This is a genomic window from Shewanella sp. POL2, from assembly GCF_000282755.1.
In the GTDB taxonomy this organism is placed as follows: domain Bacteria; phylum Pseudomonadota; class Gammaproteobacteria; order Enterobacterales; family Shewanellaceae; genus Shewanella; species Shewanella xiamenensis.
The window spans coordinates 67,179-89,183 of record NZ_AKZL01000008.1 but is presented as its reverse complement, the minus strand read 5'-3'; the positions used below and the strand labels follow the sequence as shown (position 1 = coordinate 89,183).

General features: G+C 44.6%; 21 protein-coding genes and 1 riboswitch. Of the genes, 4 read left to right on the top strand and 17 right to left on the bottom strand.

Going from position 1 to position 22,005, the window contains the following annotated elements; genetic code table 11:
• Nucleotides 1–52: 52 nt before the first annotated feature.
• The 7 genes from SHEWPOL2_RS03595 to rplU form a co-directional block, all read right to left on the bottom strand.
• Nucleotides 53–469, bottom strand: a complete 417-nt coding sequence (locus SHEWPOL2_RS03595) for a DUF3718 domain-containing protein (protein WP_037426172.1) — start codon at nt 467–469, stop codon at nt 53–55.
• 196 nt (nt 470–665) lie between these two features.
• A complete protein-coding gene (gene folA, locus SHEWPOL2_RS03590) occupies nt 666–1,148 on the bottom strand; it encodes a type 3 dihydrofolate reductase (protein ID WP_037421431.1) in 483 nt (160 codons plus the stop codon).
• A gap of 22 nt (nt 1,149–1,170) precedes the next feature.
• Complete coding sequence (locus SHEWPOL2_RS03585) at nt 1,171–1,644, bottom strand: threonine/serine exporter family protein (RefSeq protein ID WP_037421434.1); 474 nt, start codon at nt 1,642–1,644, stop codon at nt 1,171–1,173.
• On the bottom strand, nt 1,641–2,402 hold the full coding sequence (locus SHEWPOL2_RS03580) for a threonine/serine exporter family protein (RefSeq protein WP_037421437.1): 762 nt from the start codon (nt 2,400–2,402) through the stop codon (nt 1,641–1,643). Before SHEWPOL2_RS03580 ends, SHEWPOL2_RS03585 begins: the two co-directional genes overlap by 4 nt.
• Before the next feature lie 27 nt (nt 2,403–2,429).
• The gene (gene cgtA, locus SHEWPOL2_RS03575; RefSeq protein ID WP_037426171.1) at nt 2,430–3,596 is read right to left on the bottom strand and encodes an Obg family GTPase CgtA; all 1,167 of its coding nucleotides are present in this window, start codon (nt 3,594–3,596) and stop codon (nt 2,430–2,432) included.
• Nucleotides 3,597–3,809: 213 nt separating this feature from the next.
• Nucleotides 3,810–4,064, bottom strand: coding sequence for a 50S ribosomal protein L27 (gene rpmA / locus SHEWPOL2_RS03570; RefSeq protein WP_007650346.1), 255 nt, complete (start codon nt 4,062–4,064; stop codon nt 3,810–3,812).
• Nucleotides 4,065–4,078: 14 nt separating this feature from the next.
• The gene (gene rplU / locus SHEWPOL2_RS03565; protein WP_011073451.1) at nt 4,079–4,390 is read right to left on the bottom strand and encodes a 50S ribosomal protein L21; all 312 of its coding nucleotides are present in this window, start codon (nt 4,388–4,390) and stop codon (nt 4,079–4,081) included.
• Nucleotides 4,391–4,663: 273 nt separating this feature from the next.
• Here rplU and ispB point away from each other — a divergent pair, with 273 nt between their 5' ends.
• Nucleotides 4,664–5,635: an octaprenyl diphosphate synthase gene (ispB, locus tag SHEWPOL2_RS03560; protein ID WP_037426181.1), complete on the top strand. Its 972-nt coding sequence runs from the start codon at nt 4,664–4,666 to the stop codon at nt 5,633–5,635.
• Between the two features lie 76 nt (nt 5,636–5,711).
• Here the strand turns inward: ispB and ung are convergent, their stop codons facing one another.
• Nucleotides 5,712–6,377 carry a uracil-DNA glycosylase gene (gene ung / locus SHEWPOL2_RS03555; RefSeq protein ID WP_086023977.1) on the bottom strand — a complete coding sequence of 222 codons (666 nt, stop codon included), beginning with the start codon at nt 6,375–6,377 and terminating at the stop codon, nt 5,712–5,714.
• A 160-nt stretch (nt 6,378–6,537) separates the two neighbouring features.
• Here ung and SHEWPOL2_RS03550 point away from each other — a divergent pair, with 160 nt between their 5' ends.
• Both SHEWPOL2_RS03550 and SHEWPOL2_RS03545 read left to right on the top strand, forming a co-directional pair.
• Entirely contained in the window at nt 6,538–7,098 is a 561-nt protein-coding gene (locus SHEWPOL2_RS03550; RefSeq protein WP_037421445.1) for a prepilin-type N-terminal cleavage/methylation domain-containing protein, read from the top strand.
• A 70-nt stretch (nt 7,099–7,168) separates the two neighbouring features.
• Nucleotides 7,169–7,486 (top strand): DUF3144 domain-containing protein, encoded by a 318-nt coding sequence (locus tag SHEWPOL2_RS03545; RefSeq protein ID WP_037421448.1) that lies wholly within the window; start codon nt 7,169–7,171, stop codon nt 7,484–7,486.
• A gap of 310 nt (nt 7,487–7,796) precedes the next feature.
• Here SHEWPOL2_RS03545 and SHEWPOL2_RS03540 read toward each other — a convergent pair whose 3' ends face one another.
• The 3 genes from SHEWPOL2_RS03540 to gbpA all read right to left on the bottom strand — a co-directional run bounded on the left by SHEWPOL2_RS03540 (nt 7,797) and on the right by gbpA (nt 13,404).
• Nucleotides 7,797–9,953, bottom strand: a complete 2,157-nt coding sequence (locus SHEWPOL2_RS03540) for a S46 family peptidase (protein WP_037426168.1) — start codon at nt 9,951–9,953, stop codon at nt 7,797–7,799.
• 218 nt (nt 9,954–10,171) lie between these two features.
• The gene (locus SHEWPOL2_RS03535; protein ID WP_037414953.1) at nt 10,172–11,347 is read right to left on the bottom strand and encodes an aromatic amino acid transport family protein; all 1,176 of its coding nucleotides are present in this window, start codon (nt 11,345–11,347) and stop codon (nt 10,172–10,174) included.
• A 581-nt stretch (nt 11,348–11,928) separates the two neighbouring features.
• Nucleotides 11,929–13,404, bottom strand: coding sequence for an N-acetylglucosamine-binding protein GbpA (gbpA, locus tag SHEWPOL2_RS03530; RefSeq protein ID WP_050991302.1), 1,476 nt, complete (start codon nt 13,402–13,404; stop codon nt 11,929–11,931).
• 124 nt (nt 13,405–13,528) lie between these two features.
• Nucleotides 13,529–13,622, bottom strand: a riboswitch (cyclic di-GMP riboswitch).
• 405 nt (nt 13,623–14,027) lie between these two features.
• On the opposite strand from gbpA, the gene SHEWPOL2_RS03525 reads away from it, so the two are divergent.
• Entirely contained in the window at nt 14,028–14,582 is a 555-nt protein-coding gene (locus SHEWPOL2_RS03525) for a TMEM165/GDT1 family protein (RefSeq protein WP_037414866.1), read from the top strand.
• A gap of 78 nt (nt 14,583–14,660) precedes the next feature.
• Here the strand turns inward: SHEWPOL2_RS03525 and katB are convergent, their stop codons facing one another.
• The 6 genes from katB to fkpA form a co-directional block, all read right to left on the bottom strand.
• Nucleotides 14,661–16,121 (bottom strand): catalase KatB, encoded by a 1,461-nt coding sequence (katB, locus tag SHEWPOL2_RS03520; protein ID WP_037426167.1) that lies wholly within the window; start codon nt 16,119–16,121, stop codon nt 14,661–14,663.
• A gap of 361 nt (nt 16,122–16,482) precedes the next feature.
• Nucleotides 16,483–16,722: a YgjV family protein gene (locus SHEWPOL2_RS03515; protein ID WP_037426164.1), complete on the bottom strand. Its 240-nt coding sequence runs from the start codon at nt 16,720–16,722 to the stop codon at nt 16,483–16,485.
• Nucleotides 16,723–16,774: 52 nt separating this feature from the next.
• Nucleotides 16,775–17,212 (bottom strand): hotdog fold thioesterase, encoded by a 438-nt coding sequence (locus tag SHEWPOL2_RS03510; protein ID WP_037426162.1) that lies wholly within the window; start codon nt 17,210–17,212, stop codon nt 16,775–16,777.
• A gap of 108 nt (nt 17,213–17,320) precedes the next feature.
• Nucleotides 17,321–17,776 carry a hypothetical protein gene (locus SHEWPOL2_RS03505; RefSeq protein ID WP_037426159.1) on the bottom strand — a complete coding sequence of 152 codons (456 nt, stop codon included), beginning with the start codon at nt 17,774–17,776 and terminating at the stop codon, nt 17,321–17,323.
• A gap of 144 nt (nt 17,777–17,920) precedes the next feature.
• On the bottom strand, nt 17,921–20,533 hold the full coding sequence (gene exeM / locus SHEWPOL2_RS03500; protein ID WP_037426156.1) for an extracellular exonuclease ExeM: 2,613 nt from the start codon (nt 20,531–20,533) through the stop codon (nt 17,921–17,923).
• Nucleotides 20,534–21,096: 563 nt separating this feature from the next.
• Complete coding sequence (gene fkpA, locus SHEWPOL2_RS03495; RefSeq protein WP_037426153.1) at nt 21,097–21,867, bottom strand: FKBP-type peptidyl-prolyl cis-trans isomerase; 771 nt, start codon at nt 21,865–21,867, stop codon at nt 21,097–21,099.
• Between the last annotated feature and the right edge of the window lie 138 nt (nt 21,868–22,005).

Sequence of the window (22,005 nt, the reverse complement as noted above, 5' to 3'; positions counted from 1 at the left end):
ATTATTCTTTGTCTATGTAAAAGCACGCGAGAAAAATGATTTAAACAGGCTATTACTCTTCTTCACCGCCTGCGCCTGCACCTAAACGCTCTTTAACCGCTGCAGTGATAGGACTGGCACTATGACCATTTGCCTCAGCCCAAGCTTGGATAGTCATGCCATCCGCTTCTGGTACGCTTAGCTCGTTGGCGGATAACCGCTTAGCAACAAACTCACCTGCATCATTCGCATTCACGGCATAGGCGGTACGTAGTAAGCTTTGGCCGTCACAACTAATTCCGCTGTAAACTTGGCGCAATTTAACACGACTTTCTTTTAATTTTTTACGTAAGCGGTTTTTATCGTTCGCTTTAACGTAATCACAAATACTCGCAACAAGCGGATCTGCTTCATTCGCTTTAGCCGAGGTTGGCACAGAAACATAGCTAAATCCGATTAGTGCAGCCAAGGCTACAGGCATTAGACGCATCCGATACTCCTTAATACTTTCTTATAATTTTTTTATGGTTTGTATGGTCTGCGTCTATATCTAACGATAATTGACCTCTCAGGTCCAGATAGCTCTCGATAACACAGTTATCTCAGCCTACTGGCGCCTAGCCGGTATAATACCTTCGACATATTGACAATCCATACGCACAGGGTACACAACATAACGACATAATTTAACATTTTTTTGCCAAATTGATAAAGCGATATTCCAGCCCATCAGCATTTATAGCCGCTACGGATTCGGTTTCTTGCCACTCATCATTTTTCCAAGCAGGGAAAAAGGTATCACCTTCAACGTCTAAGTTAATTTGAGTTAGATAGAGCCTATCGGCTTGGGGTAATAGCTGTTGATACAATTGTCCACCGCCAATGACCACCAACTCTTCACAATCGCCAGCCGCCTCTTTGGCAGCTTCAAATGATGTGACACAGGTTACACCCTCGATCAATAAATCCGCTTGGCGAGAAATCACAATATTATGACGCCCAGGTAAAGGTCGACCGATTGATTCAAAGGTTTTACGGCCCATCACAACTGGCTTACCTAAGGTCATGGCTTTAAAATGGCGTAAATCTTCGGGTAGATGCCATGGCATTTTATTGTCTTTTCCGATGACTCGATTGTTTGCCATCGCGGCTATCATAGCAATGCGCATGGTCACTCCTGTGGAATTGTTTTTATTTAATAACTGGACGGGTTCTAAAGTACAACAAACTCGGCAAGGCTAAACCAACCGATAGTGCCCCTAGAATAAAGACTGTTTTTAACCCATTACTAATCACTTGGCCTGTTAGCTCTTGGCTTACCTGCGATTGTGCCGTGAGTTGCACTAAGGCAATCACAGTATTGAATGCATAAGTACCTGGGATCATGGGGATAATGGCAGCAACTGCATACATCAACGGCGGCGCTAAATGACGCTTTGCAAACCCGATAGTAATAGTGCCCACTAACGCCGCCGCGGCAAAGGTCGCCCACTCAATGGGTAAGCCAAATTGCAGCATAAGTGTGCGAGAGCTATGACCAATTGCGCCAGCTAATGCACAGTAGACTAAAAAGCGTTTAGGTACATTAAATACCATGGCAAAGCCGATGGCAGGGATCGCTGAGAAAAAGGCATCGTGTAGCAAAATAGTCAGTAATTCCATCACAGAAAAATACCACCAAGTTGCATTGCGATTGTAATCCCAATGACCGAAGAAACCGTCAGTAATGTTGCATGTCCCCAACGGGAAATGCCCACGTTCATATGCCCCTTAACCATATCAGAAATCGCATTGATCATTGGGAATCCCGGCACCAGCATTAATACACTGGCCGCCATGGCCGCCTGCGGAGTCTCACTCAAGTTGAATACATAACCCGTCTGCGCCAACATGCTAGTGACAAATGCCGTCACCGCAAAATTCACCAGCAAATTAAAATGCCGCTTTGCAATCGCAAGTCTCACCGACATTCCCACCGCAGAGGCGAAAAAAGTAATGATTGAAGCCGCGACATCACCATTAAAGAGATGACAAAAACTCGCGCAGGATAAGCCTATCATCAATATAACAAGATAAGGAGGATAGGTCTTAGGCTCGATGCGGGCTAAACGTTTGCGCACTTCATTGGGGCCATAGAGGCCTTTTTCTGCAAGTAAACAAATACGTTGTAACTCACACACTATGGTCATGTTAATGCCATGCTCACGGATCCGACGCGTTGTCGTGATACAGCGACCATGAACTAAACTCGTTAACACGAGGGAATTGGAGGAAATAGAAAGCTCGATACTTGCTAAGCCTAAGGCCTGACCTAGGCGCTGGCTGATTTCTTCAACTAAATCAGATTCAGCACCGTAGGCCAGCAAGAGTTGTGCAACCCGCACAACTTGCCGAGTAATATCATTTTGAGTATCTGCGTACACGAAACTCTCAAAACTTAGATATGGATATTATCTTTGGTAGATGACTTCAACATCGTAGTCATCATCATCAAAGTCATCGTCGAAGTCATCATCATAATCTTCATTGACGGACTCAATGTTAGCTTGATGATAATTATCCCACTTGAATTCGACTTCATCGTCTGGATTTGCATCTTTATCTTCAGGAGGAAGACTTTGGATGAAATCCCACAGCTTAGTCGCTAATTCCTTAGTACCATCGCGGCCATAGGCGGAAATAGTGTAAACTTCACCTTCCCAACCAAGCTCTTTAACAACTCGGTCAACCTTTTCTTTTAGCTCGTCTTCGAGCAGTAGATCGGCCTTATTGAAGACTAACCAACGAGGTTTGCTTGCCAGTTTTGGCGAATACTTTTCAAGCTCACCGACGATTGCACGCGCAGAGTCGACAGGATCTGTGCCATCAATTGGCTCGATATCGATGATATGTAACAGAATACGGCAACGTTCTAAATGCTTTAAGAAGCGAATACCCAGACCCGCACCTTCTGCCGCGCCTTCGATCAAACCAGGAATATCTGCGATGACATAGCTTTGGCCTGGACGTGGGTTAACCACACCGAGGTTAGGCACTAATGTCGTAAAGGGATAATCCGCAACCTTAGGTGTCGCACGAGACACTGCACGAATAAAGGTCGATTTACCCGCATTAGGCATACCAAGCAAGCCAACATCGGCTAACAATAGCAGTTCTAATTTTAAGCTACGCACTTCACCCGGTGTACCTAAGGTTTTCTGGCGTGGCGCACGGTTTGTACTGCTCTTAAAGCGAGTATTCCCTAAACCATGGAAACCACCTTTTGCCACTAATAACTTCTGGCCATGGGCAGTTAAATCACCAAGCACTTCCTCGGTGTCATGATCAATCGCACGAGTACCCACAGGCACTTTTAAAATCAAATCTTTACCACTATGGCCAGTACAATCACGGCCACGACCGTTTTCACCGCGTTCAGCCATGTGGAAACGTTCAAAACGATATTCAATCAAGGTGTTGAAGTTTTCGTCGGCCTCCAGATACACACTGCCGCCGTCACCACCATCACCACCATCAGGACCACCATCAGGGATATATTTTTCGCGTCTGAAACTCACGCAACCGCTACCGCCGTCGCCTGCTTCGACCCTAATTACTGCCTCATCGACAAACTTCATACTTACTCCTGGCATCACTGAATGAAGGAATTATACCGTTTAACTTCATCGGTCGCCAAAAAACTCGAGATACTTGCTCCCAATCTTACCAGTCAACGCCCTTAATTTGATAAAGATTTATCAAATCGCTCCAGAAACGTAGGTAAGTAGAAGCACAAAAAACAGAAAGCCCCACCAAAGGCGGGGCTTTACAGTATAAGCTAGACTCGAAAATTAAGCTTCGATGCTAATAAACTTACGGTTATTAGGACCTTTAACTTCGAATTTTACTTTACCGTCGGTCAGAGCAAACAGAGTGTGGTCGCGACCAATACCCACGTTTACACCAGCGTGGAATTTAGTACCACGTTGACGAACGATAATGTTACCAGCTAGAACTGATTCACCGCCAAAGCGCTTAACACCTAGACGTTTACTTTCTGAATCACGGCCGTTACGAGTAGAACCGCCAGCTTTTTTATGTGCCATGAGTTAGACTCCTATTATGCGTTGATAGCAGTAATTTTAACTTCGGTGAACCACTGACGGTGGCCCAACTTCTTGTCGTGGTGCTTACGACGACGGAACTTAACAATAGTTACTTTCTCGCCACGACCATGACTTACTACTTCAGCAACGACTTTACCGCCAGCCACTAAAGGAGCACCAACGTGCACTTTTTCACCGTCAGCGATCAGTAAAACTTGATCGAATTCAACAGTTGAACCAGTAGCAACTTCTAATTTTTCTAAACGAACTGTGTGGCCAGGGGCTACACGGTGTTGTTTACCACCACTTTGAAAAACAGCGTACATAGCTATTTTACTCCGATATTCCTAACATGCTGGCCCACATTCTTGGGGGCAGGATGCTACAAAAACTTTATTGACAATGGGCGCGGAGTTTACGCGAAGAATCCTTATCTGGCAAGCCCTAATTAGGAAAGAATAAAAAAAGGCCGGAATAACTCGCACATTAGTAGTGTGAGTACTGTCATATGTCAGAATTTTAGGTAAAATTCATTCTATATAACACGTGAGCCTAAAATACAGGCCGGGTACGTAATGGCCCCACAACCAGAGTCTATTATGGATTTAAACGCTATTCGTCAACTGGCTGACACTGATATGCAAGCAGTCAATCAGCTGATCTATAAACAGCTGGAGTCAGATGTCGCCCTGATCAACCAGCTAGGTTTCTACATTATCAATGGTGGTGGTAAACGTCTTCGTCCTTTACTGTCCGTCCTCGCCGCTCGCGCCGTCGACTATAAAGGTGAAGCCCACCTTAAGCTTGCCGCGATTATTGAATTTATTCATACCGCTTCATTACTGCACGATGATGTGGTCGACGAATCGACCCTCAGACGCGGCCGCGAAACAGCCAACGCGCTGTTTGGTAATAGCGCCAGTGTATTAGTGGGTGACTTCCTTTATACACGCTCATTCCAAATGATGACTGAACTCGACAACATGCGAGTATTACGTGTACTAGCCGATACCACCAACGTATTAGCTGAGGGCGAAGTATTACAGCTAATGAACTGTAATGACCCAGATACTACCGAAGAAAGCTATATGCGGGTGATTTACTGTAAGACTGCAAAGCTATTCGAAGCCGCAACCTTACTTGCCGCGGTATTAGCGGGCGCCACACCTGAACAAGAAACGGCGTTGGGCGATTATGGTAAGTATTTAGGTACAGCCTTCCAATTGACCGACGATTTGCTCGACTACACCGCCGACAGTGAAGAGTTAGGTAAAAACATCGGTGATGACCTCGCCGAAGGCAAACCGACCTTACCGCTGATCTATGCCATTGCCCATGGCACAGAAGAAGAGCAGCAGCTTATACGCCATGCGATTGAGCAAGGTGATGGCACCCATGCGATTGAGAAGATAGTTGCCGCTCTGCATCATTGCGGCGCGCTCACTTATACTCAGCAAAAGGCCATTGAGGAATCAAATAAGGCTATTGCTGCACTTGCGGCATTACCTGACAGTGATTTTAAAACCGCATTAGTCTCACTGGCGAAAATATCTGTTGACCGCAACCACTAAGCTGTTGTGAACAATCAATAAAAAGGCCTTGCTTCGCAAGGCCTTTTTATTTTTAGCATTCTTTACAACATGGAACTTAAACCTGCCATTGGATCGGCGCTTCGCCCCGAGCCATCAGTAGTTGATTCACTTTTGAAAAATGCCCACAACCAAAAAAACCACGATACGCCGATAAAGGTGATGGATGCGGTCCCGATAGAATTTGGTGTTGTGGCGCGTTAATCACAGCACCTTTTTTGATGGCATGACTCCCCCACAGCACGAAGATAATTGGACGTTGCTGCGCATTAAGCAGCTTTAACGCTTCCGTCGTAAAAATTTCCCAGCCCGCATTGGCATGGGAGTGCGCCTGCCCCTGTTCTACCGTGAGGACAGTATTAAGCATCAAAATCCCCTGTTCAGCCCAGGCCGTTAAATCACCATGGTTGGGAATATGGAATCCCGGAATATCGTTAACCAATTCTTTATACATATTGGCAAGCGAAGGCGGCGGTTTAACCCCTCGTTTCACTGAGAAACATAAACCATGGGCTTGATTGGGGCCATGGTAGGGATCTTGACCAATTAACACGACACGCACTTGCTCGAGCGGCGTTGTTTTGAATGCATTAAACACATCCTCTTTCGGAGGATAAATCACTTTGCCCGCTTCTCGCTGTTGATTCACAAATGCGATCAGCTGTTGATAGTAAGGCTGCGTACGTTGATGGTCGATAAATGCTTGCCAAGTCGCCAAAATCAGTTTCTCTTACTTAAGTTACAATGCCGTTAGCTTAAAAGTGATAAGCAACCATGACAAGCTCACTGTGCGATTAATTCGCCTGAACTGCTGATAGTTCAAGTTAAAATGCCACCAATTAAGTGCTATAGTGTCGGCACTTATCCCCTATTCATTCAGATAAATGATCCGCGACCGCTTACAAGGCTCAAGTCCACAATCCGCAGGCTTTACCTTAATTGAACTCGTTGTAGTGATTATTGTGCTTGGAATTTTAGCCGTTGTGGCTTTGCCCAAGTTTATCAATGTGCAGCAAGATGCGCAGATCGCTACAGTTAAAGCCGCAGGCGCAGGATTTAAATCCGGTTTAAATTTAGCGCGTTCAGTTTGGGCAGTGAAAGTAGGCTCAGGCCCCAAGGAAGATTTACCCGTATTTGGCACTGCACAATCTGAACAAGTGGACTTTAATGCTAACGGTTGGCCTGCCCAACACTATATTTATGGCAATGAGGCATCGCCTTCATTAGATAATGTGGAAGACTGTGTCTCTGTATGGGAAGTGTTATTCCAAAATGCGCAGCCGAGCGTCTCACGACTCAATATTGATGCTACCGAAACAGACTATAAAGCCAGTTATCTCAACCCTAATCAATGCCGATATTTTTATCGGGCTAACGATAAATTATCCATTTATTACGATTCAAGAACGGGAACCGTCACAACAGACTTAGATCCCAATAGTTAAGAGTTAGCGATTCTTTCCCATAGAAATTAGGATAGAATCGCCCACCAATAAATTATTTTGAGTAAGCGCTATGACAGACACGAGCAACACCACTATTTTTGAACTTGCCGATCAATTTATTGCCTTAGCCAATCAGCTAAGCCAGCAAGAAGGTGATGTAGGCAAAGTAGGAACCGCCCTGCGTTTTGCGGCGGCCCGTTTTAATGCTTTTGAAGCGGCGATTAAATCAGCCGATTTAGGTGCAGAAAAAGACAATGCACTCGACTGGTTTAGCGCAGAATACCGTGAAATGCTGAGTGATAATTTAGACGACCATATCGCCAACCCACCCGTTATGCAGGAAGAACCCGCAGAGATAGATGATTCTGTCCAAATTTTTAAGAACTGATAATCTGCTAAGGGTGAAGTGGCACACTATTTTTTGTGCCACCAAAGCTGCAGTGATCTTCTTATCTTACAGATCACTTTAGGTGAATACATCAGCGCTACACCACAAGACATTTAGGGCTAAATTCAAACTGGATACTGCTGTATGAGTCCCTAATAGAAACCTAATGAATATCTATCCCAAACCGCTTTTGACCATACGCAGGCATTGGGTCGTTTTATCATCTCAAAATGAAAAAGCGATAAGCCCTGTGGGTTTATCGCTTTTTATTGTCTTGCTTTGACCGCAGTGACGCTAATCCGGCAATGGATTATTTAACGATTTCCATCTCAGCTAAGAGATTGTCGGCACCATCCAAATATTTCATTACCCACAACATATAACGGCTATCGACATGAATAGAGCGGTTAATTTCATTATCAAATGCCCAGCCGCCGATAATGCTTTCATATACACCATCAAACAGCAGACCCACTAATTCGGCGCGGCCGTTTAAGGTAGGCGAACCTGAGTTACCACCGGTGGTATCTAAGGTCGACAGGAAGTTTACCGGCACAGAATCGATAGATTTCATATAGAAATCACCGTATTGCTTCTGCTTAATAAGCTCTAACTGCTTTTTCGGTGCATCGAATGGATCAATTCCCGTGTCTTTTTGCACTATGCCTTCGAGGCGAGTGAATGGCACAGCCACTAAACCATCTTTTGGCGAATAACCTTTTACATGGCCAACCGTAACACGCAGGCTAGAGTTCGCATCGGCGTAAACGGGCTTACCCTGCTCAAGGTTATAGGCAATGATGGCATCCATATATTGCGGACGTATTTTCATCATCTCGCCGTCTAATTCTTTTTCTTTCTTCTCTTCGCTCATATTGGTGTCATACATGGCCACCGCAAATTGAATAAAAGGATCCTTAGAGGCTTTAAAATCGTCGACCGATTTTTCCATCCAAGCTAAACGCACATCTTTATTACCGAGTTCGGTTTTGGCGTACATTTTATCTAAGGTTTTAGCAAGCTTAGCTTCGTTAACCTTGTTATCGATACCAAAGGCTTTATCCATCGCAGGTAAACGCTGCGCTTCAGGTAACGCGGCATAACGTTTTAGCATATCTAAGAGTACGGCCTTATCGACACTCGCGGCATAACGGCGGTCAATACGTTCCATGCTTGCTTTAAAGCGAGTCATATCACGGTCTTGGAAGCCTGGTTCACGCTGCATATCAGGCAGTTGCTTTTCATGGGCTAAACGGTACAGATTCGTCGCCGTTGGTAACATAGTGGTGCTACTGATGTAGCTTAAAATCATATCCCGTTCTTGGTGCGCTTTGCTCTTAGCAATCAAGGCATCTAATTCGGCTAAGGTTTTACCGTATTTAGCCTCACGGCTGCGGTCTTTAGCGATCCACTCAGCCAGTTTAGCTTCAAGGGCTTTACGGTCGGCCAACATGGTCGACTTGCCGTAAAACTCGATCATCGAAGTGAAGTTTTTTGCATAATTAGCTAGACCCGCGATTTGGCTTTCGTACTTAATCCGCTCATCGCTGCCCTCTGGCGCAGTTGCTTTAATGATTTCAATAAAGCGCTCACGCAGCATTTTGCCTTCGGGATAAGCCCACTCAAACTCATTTTGAACTTCAGTCGCGGTGCGGTATCTGTTAGTGCGGCCGGGGTAACCCGCTACCATCACAAAGTCACCTTCACTCACGCCTTTGGCTGATACTTTTAAGAAACTCTTTGGCTCATAAGGCACGTTGTCAGCGCTAAATTCTGCGGGTTTACCATTTTTAGACACATAGGCGCGGTAGAAAGAATAGTCGCCCGTATGACGTGGCCACATCCAGTTATCGATATCGCCACCGTATTTACCAACGCTGCCCGCAGGATTGTAGACTAAACGCACGTCGCGGATTTCTAGCTGTTTAACCAGATAGTATTCCAAGCCACCGTGGAAGCTATACACCTGGCAACGATAGCCTTCGTCTTTTTCACACTCGGCAACGAGAGCTTTCTCTTGGTTTTCAATCCCTTGATAAAACTCACGGCCCGTTTTGTTTTCTATCCCAGCTTTAACGCGTTCAGTAACATTGGTGACATCTTCAGTCACATATACCCGAGAGCCAGGGGCTGCGGGTAATTCATCGGCAAAGGTTTTAGCTAAAAAACCGTCCTGTAACAGGTTTTTCTCAGCAGTAGAATTGTATTGAATCGAACCATAGGCGCAGTGATGGTTAGTCACCACTAAGCCTTTGGGTGATACAAAAGATGCCGTACAGCCACCAAGGCTTATCACGGCATTCATCGGGAATTCGGTAAGTTTAGAGATTGATTTAGCATCAATTTCTAAGCCTTTCGCTTTGAGTTCATCGGCCATTGCGGGCAATTGATGGGGCTGCCACATACCTTCGTCAGCATGGGAAGCAAAACTCGCCGCCACAGCAACTGAGAGTAACCATTTTTTCATTGTCTTAAGTCCGTTTTGATAAAGAAAGCCGAGCGCTTGCGAGGCTATTTCTACGTATGATGTGAATCACTTACCCGACAGCCAGAAAGTAAAAAGTCAGGCACAGAGCCTGACTTTAGCATATCGCACGCACTTTATAACAGACTCAGAAAAATTCGCTTACAAAGCAAATACATTAACTAAGCACTACAAGTTTAAATGCGTTCAATTGCCGCAGTTTAAAGTGCGACAAATAGCTGAGCACCAATAATGATTGCTCCCAACAGACCTGCAAGTCCAAGGGCAAATATTCCACCTGACACTTGGTATCCTTGGGGCACAGCTTGGCGTTGACGTAACGCCATCACAATCGGCAGAAAAATAATCATCACCACCAGCGGCACCGCAGCAAAGCCTAATACGGCAACAAAGCCTTCGGGCACATAGAGCGCGCATAACAATGGCGGCACAAAGGTTAATAACCAGGTTTGCGTCCGCCCCAAAAAGGTCTTCTTAGCGCGGGTGAGTTCTGCCACAAAATCATACAAACTTAAGGTCACCCCGAGGAAAGAGGTGATTAAAGCTAAATCCGCGAATAGCGAAATACATTTACTGATCCAAGGCGTGTGTGCAATCTCTTGTAACGCACTGATAAGCGCTGGCAAAGAACCATTAAAGCCACTGATTTCATTGCCCCCCACAGTGCCTAAGGTCACCAACAACCAAAAGATATAACAGGCAAGCGGAATCGTTGAACCTATTAACAATACCTTGCGCAGCGAGGCGGCATCACCGTCTAAATAACGCACTAAAGTTGCAATACACACATGAAAACCAAAGGAGGTAAATACCACTGGGATAGCCGCCATCCAACTGCTGGTCAAGGATTGCGTCATCGCATTGGTTGCCATACTGGAAATACTGACTTCAGGTAATAAAAACAGCACGACAACAATCAGCAATAAAATCATCAATGAAAACAAAAAGCGCGACACTTTATCGACCCAAGCCACGCCTAATGCCGCAAACCCGCCCAGTACTAAGGTGAATAACACCACCGCCAGTTGGTTATCTAACACGATATCAAACATATTTTGCGCTTTGAGCACTAATAGCGATGAGCCACCTGTTAGATACGCCGCCGTTAAGGCAAAGAGTAAGCTAAGGAACGATGCGCCTTGCACCATTTGGCCTTTCTTACCGAGTAATTTGCCAGTAATCGCATGGACATTATCGCCCACACCAGAACGAAGGTTAATCTCAAGCATTAACAATGAGGTATAGGCTGACAGCCCCCAAATAACCACCATCAATAAAATAGCGGGGATCATACCTAACGCAGCCGTGGCTAAGGGTAAGGCTAACATTCCCGCGCCAATGGCGGTTCCCGCGACGATGGCTATCGAGCCTAACATTTTTGAATTCACACAATTATCCTGTTCAAGTATTAATTATTTTTTTAAGGTTTTTGAGTAGATTTGAAGGATAAAGCCTTGCGCACTCTGTGATTAAGCCAACAGCAATCTCAAACGAAAAGCGTCACTAAACTTAAAGCATCCAATCCGATCTCAATAGAGCAGATCAATTGGCCCCAATAGCTTTTGAATATTTCAACCCAGTCGCCATTGAGGCTAACTAAATCGTTTGCAGAAAAGTGACATTAATTTCAACCGTGATTGCCTTAGCAAAACAGCGACAACGCGCGTAATAGAAGATAGCTAGGGACATTAACAGAGCCAATCCCAGTGGGCAAGCCAGTTGTGAACAAAGATAGAAGGTGCGCCTAATGGTAACAACTCAATAGCGCAGTGATAAACGAAAACATACAAACCAACAAAATCGCTACCTTTGTGAAAATACGCCAAATGCGCGATTAAAATCACCTAAAGGTTAATTTGGCCTTTGCAACATCACAAACGCGCTGATAATGGACTTAAACATCTTCCATATGCTTAAGTCCATTCCGTTGAATTTAACAATCACTCAAAATGTTCAATTACAGCTCAGTCCAAGCCATGGTCCAAGAGCTACCTACGCCAGGTTCAAAACCCGTTGCAGTTGGTGACCATTGCACACAATAGCCACTGTAGGGCCAAGGTTTACATTGATAGACTTTACCAGTTTTAGGTTGTAGCACTTTAGTGCCCGCTGCATAGCTTTTTATTCCCTCAGGGAAGATAAAGTCAGCATCCGGTGCAGTGGTTTGATCTTTTAGGAAAAGATCAAAGTTTTGCTGGATAACTTCACCTTGTTTAGGCTCGGCTTTCACTTGTAAATGATAATGTCCTGCCTTAGGGGCAACGACATCCAACACAAAACTCGCGCTGGTATTGTTTACCGCCTGCGTCACATAACCTGCTGCGGTGCCATCGTGGCTAAATAAATAGGCCGAAACCTGCATATCCGCATTGGTGCTCACATCAAAACTGACCTGTGCGGCACCATCAACAATGGTGTAATCATCGGCCAAGGAGGTGACATTAAGCTGATTTCCCGGTGCTGGCGCAATATCAAAGCTCACTTCCACTCGCTCTAAGCCCGACTTAGGCGCGGCAAAAATCTCATTTTTGCCATATACAGGTGAAATCACACCAGCCGCATTCTTCTGCCCCGCCTTAAGTTGTGGTTGCTGGGCATTAATGGCACTGGCTAACAGGAATGGCCAATTTTGCTTAGCACCTTGGGTGGCATCGGCAATGGTAATTTGGGTTTGCTTAGCGCTTTGTTCACCATTAGCATCAAACACCCGCGTCATTACCTTATCACCCGCTTTAAGATCGAGTGACGGATTAATATCACCAATATCGGTCCACTCGCCCGGCACCACAGCGCCTGAGCTCAAGTTTACATCGATGGCATTGTAGAAGCTGTTGGTGGTGTCACCCACTTCCCACACGGCCAAGATAACGTGATAACCCGTTCTATCTTCAGGCACATAACAATTATGAGTCACTAGCTTTGGCGGTTGCACCATGCCACCGTCGATCACACAAAAGGGGGCTAAGTCAAAGCTTGCGCGGCTCAGAGCTTGATTTTGATCCCAGCCTTGACGAGTTAAATAGTAACGCCAATTGCGAGTAACATGGTTAGCGGTAAACTGCCAAGAAAAGTCATTCCAACCCGCTTTGATATCGCGCTTAGACCAACGACTTGGGCTCTGTTCATCCAAAGGAGAAAATGCCCCATTTGCCGCACTAGCAATTTTACCGTCAGCAGGGCCAGACTCAGGGAATCCAGAAGGACCTTCAACACTTTGCGGCTCCCACTGAATGGCGCCACAGTTGACGTTGCTGCCCGTTTTACAGGCGTAGGAGCGAGACTCTGGTGATATAACATAACCATGAGCCGATGCCGTTTGGCTCAGCAACGAACTTCCGGCAGTCAAGGCTAATGCAACTAGGCTTAACTGAGTAAGCTTAGGAATTGCAAATTTAGGGACAGTTGATTGAGAAAAAGCAGTCAGATGTTCCACTTTAATGTACTCCGTAGGGGCCATTCAATAAAAGATTGGCATTGGTATAAAAGTGGTATTTAGGCAAAACAGCATTAAGCAAAGCCGTTTATTTTTTAAAGAATTCAATATATTCGCTGAATTCTACAGCAACCCCGCTATCTTAGTTAACATCCTTTTACAACCTTAGACCGGAGGCTTTGCGTCCTAATTTTTCAATTAGTTTGCCCAATACGGTGGATCTCAATTGATTAAGTTAACAGGATGTAACTCAAAGACTGAGATGCGGCTAAACTAACAACAAAAGACAACGTTGTCAAAAATTAAATTATTACAATTCAATGAATTACAGAATGTGAATCGGTATTTTTTTGGCACCTGCCAGATTTTATGCTTTTAATCTTGATAAGTTTAACCTTGAAACGGATCGCGACTTGGGTATAATGCCCACCTCGCTTCGGGGGAGTAGCTAACTGGATTTTGAGTCATCAATATCTAGGGTGAACGTCAACATACTTGGCCGCATGCCATGGTGTTCACAGCAAATCATCGATTTGTCTTGCAAGACCTGAGCACAATAACCGCACCTAGGGGTGGACGGTCTATTGTGCTTATGTCAAAAACCACCCCTAAAAGGATCACACTTGGAAGCGTTACTCGCCTCAACCTTTACGGTTGCTATCGCCGAGATTGGCGATAAAACTCAACTGCTTGCCCTCTTACTCGCTGCAAGATTTAAAAATAAAACCGCGATCATTATGGGGATTTTACTCTCAACCCTGTTTAACCATTTTGCCGCTGCATGGCTTGGACAATGGGCGATTAATTGGGTGAGTCCTGATGTAGCGCGTTACTTGGTTGCCGCCTCCTTCTTCGCAATTGCCCTTTGGGTGTTAATCCCCGATAAAGTGGACGCTGAAGAAAGCCGTTTCTATAAAATGGGCCCCTTTGTCGCAACCTTTATTCTGTTCTTTATTGCCGAAATGGGCGATAAAACCCAGATCGCGACTGTCGTGTTAGCCGCGAAATACGATGCCTTAGCCATGGTGGTTGCAGGTACCACTTTGGGTATGTTGCTGGCGAACGTACCAGTGGTGATTGCGGGGCATTTTAGTGCCGAAAAATTACCGATGAAGTGGATCCACAGGGGCTGCGCGATTTTGTTTGCCCTACTTGGGGTCGCAACCTTAATCTATTAATTCAACTAATCAATTGAATTTTAAATAATTAAAAGGCCTGTGATATCACAGGCCTTTGCTATGGGTTAGTAGATTAACTTATAGCCCTAATGCGGTTTGGATCCGTTGACCGTAATCAGCATCAGCTTTTTGGAAATGTGCCAGCATACGTTGCTGTACATCTAAACTCGCTTGACGCAGTGAGCCTGAAATGGTTTCCACTAAGCGGGCTTTTTCATCTTCGCTGAAGATGCGGTACAAATTACCGGCTTGGGTGTAATCATCCTGATTGTATCGGCTGTAACGCGCCGCTTCGCCATCTAAACGCAGTGGTGGCTCAGCAAAGTTTGCCGGTTCTACCAAGGCGCCCGCAGTGCTATTAGGGCCATAGTTTGCTGAAGCATCGCCACCTGTTTGACTGCCATGGTAAGGACATTGAGTTCCCGCCATTGCGCCTGCACGTTGATGATGATTGGCTTTAGCCGCATGTGGACAGTTTACTGGCAATTGGTTGTAATTCGCGCCAATACGATAACGCTGTGCATCGGCATAGGCGAACAAACGTGCCTGTAACATTTTATCAGGTGATGCGCCTACACCAGGCACTAAGTTACTCGGTGCTAAGGCCACTTGCTCGACTTCCGCAAAGTAGTTTTGCGGTAAACGGTTCAGCTCTAACACTCCGATTTCAATTAATGGGTAATCACCATGTGGCCAAACCTTAGTTAAATCAAATGGGTTGATATGGTAAGTGTTGGCATCAGCTTCAGGCATAATCTGCACATTCACCGTCCAACGAGGGAAGTTACCATCGGTGATCGCCACCACCATATCGCGTTGTGATGAATCAGGGTCAATCCCTTTTAACTTATCAGCCTGTTCGTTAGTTAAGTTCACTACGCCTTGCTGCGATTTAAAGTGAAACTTCACCCAGAAACGCTCGCCTTTAGTATTCCAGAACGAGAAAGTATGCGAACCATAGCCGTGCATTTGGCGATAGTTTGCCGGAATACCACGGTCTGACATCAAAATCGTCACCTGATGCATGGCTTCAGGGTTTAATGACCAGAAGTCCCACATCGCTTGTGGATCTTTAAGGTTGGTCAATGGGTTGCGCTTTTGAGTATGGATAAAATCCGGGAACTTAATGCCATCACGCAGAAAGAAGGTCGGCGTATTGTTACCCACTATGTCGTGATTACCACGAGCAGTATAGAAGCGCAGACCAAAACCACGTGGGTCACGCTCTGCATCGGCAGAACCCATTTCACCGCCAACGGTTGAGAAACGCACGAAGGTTTCAGTTTGCTTACCCACACCATTGAAATGGTCAGCAATGGTGTAATCGCTTAAGTCTTTGGTCAGAGTGAAAGTCCCGTATACACCAGTACCTTTAGCATGTACTACACGCTCAGGAATACGCTCACGGTTAAAATGAGCAAGCTTTTCAATTAAATGCCAATCTTGTAGGAGTAAAGGGCCACGCTCACCCGCTGACAACGAGTTTTGATCGTCTGCAATAGGGGAACCGCTCTGGCTGGTTAAATACTGTTGACTCATATCTTGCTCCTTAGTCTTTTTTAGTGTGAATCCAAGATTCAATTAAATCGAAAATAGTAGCCATGGCTTATCTCCTTGGCAGGCGACGTGTTGTCGATGGAGCTAGAATAGAGAAAAGATGAAATCTAATAAAACGATTAATATAGATTTAAATAATCTATTTTAAAGATTAAGACTAAGAAATACTCACTGTCATCACTTAAGTGCAGACAGTATTATTGTTTAATATCTGGAGAGTAAAACCCATTAAAGGGTATCCCCGACTGATGGAAGATATGAGTTTTTACACTGAGGACTAAAATTAAAGGTATGAAAAAATAAGCAGATTGGTTAGGACTTGCATCGAAACCAACCTCCAAACTTACTTTTGGCTTAGCTGCTCACGGTAGATAACAACAAGATAATAAGCATCGATGAGTACAATAAAAAAGTTAACCGCTGCAACAGGATAAGCCTGTATCGCCATCCCATAAGCAACAAACAGTGTAGCCCCCAGCAAATTCAACCAACGTAACTTCTTGATGTTTGACATCATCAAAGAGATAGCTACTACCACAGACGCCAAATAACCAACCCATTCCCAAATCATTGCACTATCCATATTAAAACCTTATTTATCGATTTATACATTGAAACAGGTTGGTTAATCTGCATTAGCGTTTAACTACCGCTGCTGTCATCCGTGAGATACAGGTCAACTCCCCTGCACTATTATGGATTAAGATTTCCCATACCGAGCTGCGTTTCCCCAGATGAATGGGTTTTGCCGTTGCGGTTAGCACGCCATTACGTGACGCACGTAAATGGTTGGCGTTAATCTCTTGTCCAACACAATAATATTGCTCGAAATCCACCGCAAAGTTTGCCGCATAACTGGCAACCGTTTCGGCTAAGGCAACGTTCGCGCCCCCATGGACAATGCCTAAGGGATTATGTACGGCGGGCGTGGCAGGCATAGTCGCCTTCATAAAGTCATCGCCAATCTCGCTGATCTCAATCCCTAGGGTCTGCATCAAGGTGCCTTTGCCCCCCATACCAGCATCTAAACGGGCACAATCCTCTAAGCTTACCGGTCTAAACCAAATACTCATTTCAACATCCTAGTAAAGAAAACCAGCTAGCAGTTTACTAAGAAGTGACTGAAGTTCAACACATAAGCCATCGCTTAACCAGTTCTGTACGGCAAGGAAACGCTACGACTAACTTAACCAATGTTTTGTGACAGCCAAACGGCTAAACCAAACTAAGAAAATCCCCCAAAGGATCACTACACTTGGCATCACAAGAGCATCAGTGCCCAATACCGCTGCCGCCTGCTGAATCCCAAATACATAACCCATCTGCACCAGTACCGCCACCAGTGACGCGAGCAACACTTTATAAGAGAAGGCTTTTTTAATCAGTAGAAACAGGCAACCGATAACGCCAGAAACCACCGCAAAACCAAACACAAAGTTGAGCCAAGCGGGTGTCGATTCATAGAGCTTAATCTGATCAGGACTCATCTGCGCCATGGCGTCTGGCGTCATAGTCATTTGAATAACAAAGGCCAATAATCCCATGATATTCCAAAGCAAACTAACGACTGCGATAACGTAAAACCACAATGGCGCCTTGGTAACACCAATGGAATGCTGGGGTGCACTCACAACCATCTTTTTCTCCGTTGGGCTCAAGACTCATTCCCATGAAATACGATGAAAACACGATAAAACCAGCTCAATAAAAAGGGATGGTAAAACCATCCCTTAGCTCTGAGTTTAGCTCACAAAATAAGATGTGAGCGTATTAACACGTATTTAACGGCGACGGCGTTGTAATCCAAATAGTGATAACAAGGCTAAGCCTAAGTAACCTAGCGCACCACCATCATCCTTAGGCTTTGGCTCAGGTTTTGGTGGCTCAACAGGCGCTGGATAGCTTAATGCAACAATCACAGGGTCATGGTCTGAAGCAGAAAACGCATTTTCAGATTTTACGAGATTACCTGAGAATTTTTTGCCGTATTCGAACAGGTTAGACTCCACAGAGTTGATATGCCAATCTTCAATATCGACTAAACGCTTGGCGAGACTAGTGTTTGCCAAGGCATGGTCAAGGTTGCCTAACTCACCATTGTAGCTGTATGAGTAAGTTCCAGTACCGTGAGCTTTAGTATTGAGATTGATAAGACCATAACCTTTCTCAATCTTGCTGCCTTGGCGTTCAAACACTTTGCCATTTAAGGTTGTCCAAGAGGCGGTCATGATTGCACGATCAGACTTGCTCGCATCGAAGTCGGTCAATACACGGATAGGATCTTCCATACCGTAGGCATTCATATCACCGATAACCAGTAAATCGCCTTTTACGTCTTTCAACGCTTCACCGATCACTTTAGCTGCTGACACGCGGAAAGCATTACACTTACCCTGTTGATCCGCAGGATCAACAGACTCTTCGAAGTTAACCCAATCCTCCAAACAGCCTGAGCCTTTTGATTTCAGATGGTTAACAACAACGGTTAGATTTTCATTATGGATCTTAAAGGTTTGCGCTAAGCTGTGGCGTTGGTAAGCATCGTTACCTGGGTTAGTCTCAGTCTTACCCTCTTTAATGCGAGTCACACTGCCTGCACTCGCATGTTGCTCTGGGGTATCAATAGTGCGAGCAGCACCTGCAAGGCTTACTTTACCCGCACGGTACAGCATACCAACGGTAATCGCATCGCTACCGAAGTACTTACCGTCGTATTTATCTTCATCGACGATTTCAATATAGCTGTAAGCATTTTCAGCAGTTTGCTTCTCGTTTAAGGCATCGACTAAGTTCTTAATCGCGCTCTTTTCGCCAAAACCGTTGTTAGCAATTTCCATCAAGCCAACGATATCGGCATTCATGGCTGTAATGGCACTAACGATTTTCGCACGTTGTAACAGCATTTCTTCTTCGGTCAATGCGCCGCGGTTGCCACCCGATGGGTTAGTATCACCACCCACAACATCATTGAAGAAGTTCAGTACGTTAAAGCTGGCCACACGGATATCACCTTTAGTCGCCACACTTGGTGCATCTGTTCTATCATCGCCGCGGATAAAATCGCCAGCAGTAATAGTGTTCGTAGCCACTAAACGGTAAGCCCCGTAGCTATAACCAATCACCCCTTGCAGATTGGTCAATTGATCACCGACGCGGATATAACCTGTTTCAGCATTAAAGTCAGGGAAGTAAGGAATTACACCGTCAGCAGGTTTGTAATCGGATTCGATAAACAGCTGATTTTCTAGGTTTGATTTAACTAATGCCGTTGCCTCTGGAGAAAGCGCTGGGTATAACTGGGTTGGCTTCATCAAGGGTTCTTTGTAAGACACCAACATGTTATTACGCTTGCCCGCATAGTCGAAGCTAAAGGTGCGGCTGATCTTCAGATCACTGCCCGCATCTAATAGCACGTTCATGCCTTCATAACGCTCTAAAGCCTGCGCTAACGTTTCTCCCTCGGCAACATAGAAAGGCGCTGCGACAGGAACTTCCCCCTTCGCGCCCACTTCAAATTTTTTATCGGTTTTAATATCAATTTGGGTTAGACCGAAGTATTCCTTGACCTTACCCTGAACACAGATTTCAACCCCAGGTTGTATCGCTGCTGGCGGTGTTTCACCTAAAAAGACAAATACACCATCGGAAGTATATGGCGAGTTATCACCCTTCACTTCTTGCAAATAAAAACCTTTGAACAAACTCTCGCCACGGGCAGTCACCACCCCGCGAACCGTCACTTCACTTTCAGACTCAAATGCACCTTGAGGAACATAAGGGCTAGATTCGCCAGCACCTTGTACTTGATAAATTGGAACAATTTTCGCGCCACTGCAACTAAATACAGGTGTTTCTGGTGCGGTTGGCGTATTCAGAGAACCAAGACCAGTGAAAGTATCTTTAGGTAATTGTTCCCACTGGGCAGCATTAAAGACGGTATTTGCGACTAATGAGTCTAGTTTACGCTTAAGGGTAACATCGAGTCCCCAACCGACTGGCGTTGGCACATCACCAATAATATCAACCACGGCGCCATCTTTAACCAAAGCGACAGCATCACCGCCGTTAAAGCTTAAGCTACCAGAAAAACTATCGACGCCTTGTGGCAGGGTAATAACACCGCTTGAATTGAGAATCACTTTAGTGGCTTTAGGCGCAATGCTCTGGCCATCTAATACTTGCATATCTGACGCATCTGTTGCGCCATCTTTATAACGAACGAGCTTATAACCTGTGAGATCAATTGCCGCATCACCGCTGTTATACAATTCGATAGCTTTGTTATTAGAGCTACCTTCAACATACTCGGTGATTATGACATCGGCACTTGCCATCATAGGCAACGCCGCGGCTACAGCTAAAGAAATAGCTGTCAACTTATTAACATTTTCCATATCAACAACCCCATTATTATAATATTGCCGCTAATTTTTATTAACGTGCGGGCGGATTATTCCAGAGTTGTAGGGCTAAAAAAAGGGGGCAAGATCTCACTATGCATGCATAACATATTGATGGAAATGTAATTTTACAGAGTAAATTGTCTTACATTCAGAACAGTGCCATAACACAAAATTATTAAACAGCGATAAAACAATAAGTAAGAAAAAGACATCCAGTTCCCCTAGTTAACCTAAGTGAACAAATAATAATCGCAAAAAAAATATGATATTTTTATGATATTTTTAAACATGCCATTCTGAATAAGCGTATTAAATTTGTTGCTTTAAATATGCGTTATTCATTTAAAACTTAATCAGTCTTCCATCGTTCTAAAATAATGGCTTATTGATACGCCAATACCTTGTTATTCAAATAACAAAATAAAACACTAATAAAGCTAAATAGCCTGTTATAACTCGGTTTGCTAATGAATTAAAACAAAAGTAGGATTTAACAGCATAAAAAAATACCGCCAAAAGGCGGTATTTTTATAAAAGCATACTGTAACTAAAAATTACTTCTTAGCGGGTTCAGCAGCAGGTGTAGCTTGTGCTTTCTCAATCGATTTCAACTCAACTTCAAAAATCAGTGTTGAGTTTGGTGGAATAGTTCCAGTATCGCGTTCACCGTAAGCTAAGTTTGCAGGGATAACAAACTTGTACTTAGCACCAACAGGCATTAATTGTACGCCTTCGGTCCAACCTGGAATAACACGATTCAATGGAAATTTAGCCGTTTCACCACGTTTGTAAGAGCTATCAAACTCTTTGCCATCAATCAGAGTACCTACGTAATCTACTTCAACCGTGTCTTCAGCCGCTGGCTTTTCACCTGAACCAGGAGTGAGTACTTCGTATTGCAGGCCTGATTCAGTGGTGACTACGCCTGGCTTAGCTTTGTTTTCTTCAAGGAACTTTTTGCTATCCTCGAGATTTTTCGCCGCAATGGCTTTAGCTTGTTCTGTACGCTTGTCGTTTAATTTTTTGTCTAAACTTTGAAGAATGGTTTGCATTTCTTCTTCAGTTAACTTCAGCTGATCATTCAAACCATTAGTAAAACCTGTCACGATCAGCGTGCGGTCAACTGGTAGGCCTAATTCTTCTTGCTCTTTAATATGACCAGACATATAACGACCGATTGAAGCACCCACACTGTAGGCTTCTTTTTGTGCTTCTGTCGTTAATTCAACATTTGTGCTTGCATTTGTTGCTTTTTCTTCTTGATTACAAGCAGATAGGCCAATAACAGCCAATGCAACTAACGATAATTTATAAATCGATTTCATTAAAGCTTCCTCAGCATCCTCAAGCGGTTACAATAACCTAAGCGCGACAACTTTATACTAGTTATCTGGGTTATACCAACTAGATTCTTTATGGGTTAACTGTGATTAATTTCACTCTACCGAGTTAGAGACACCAAC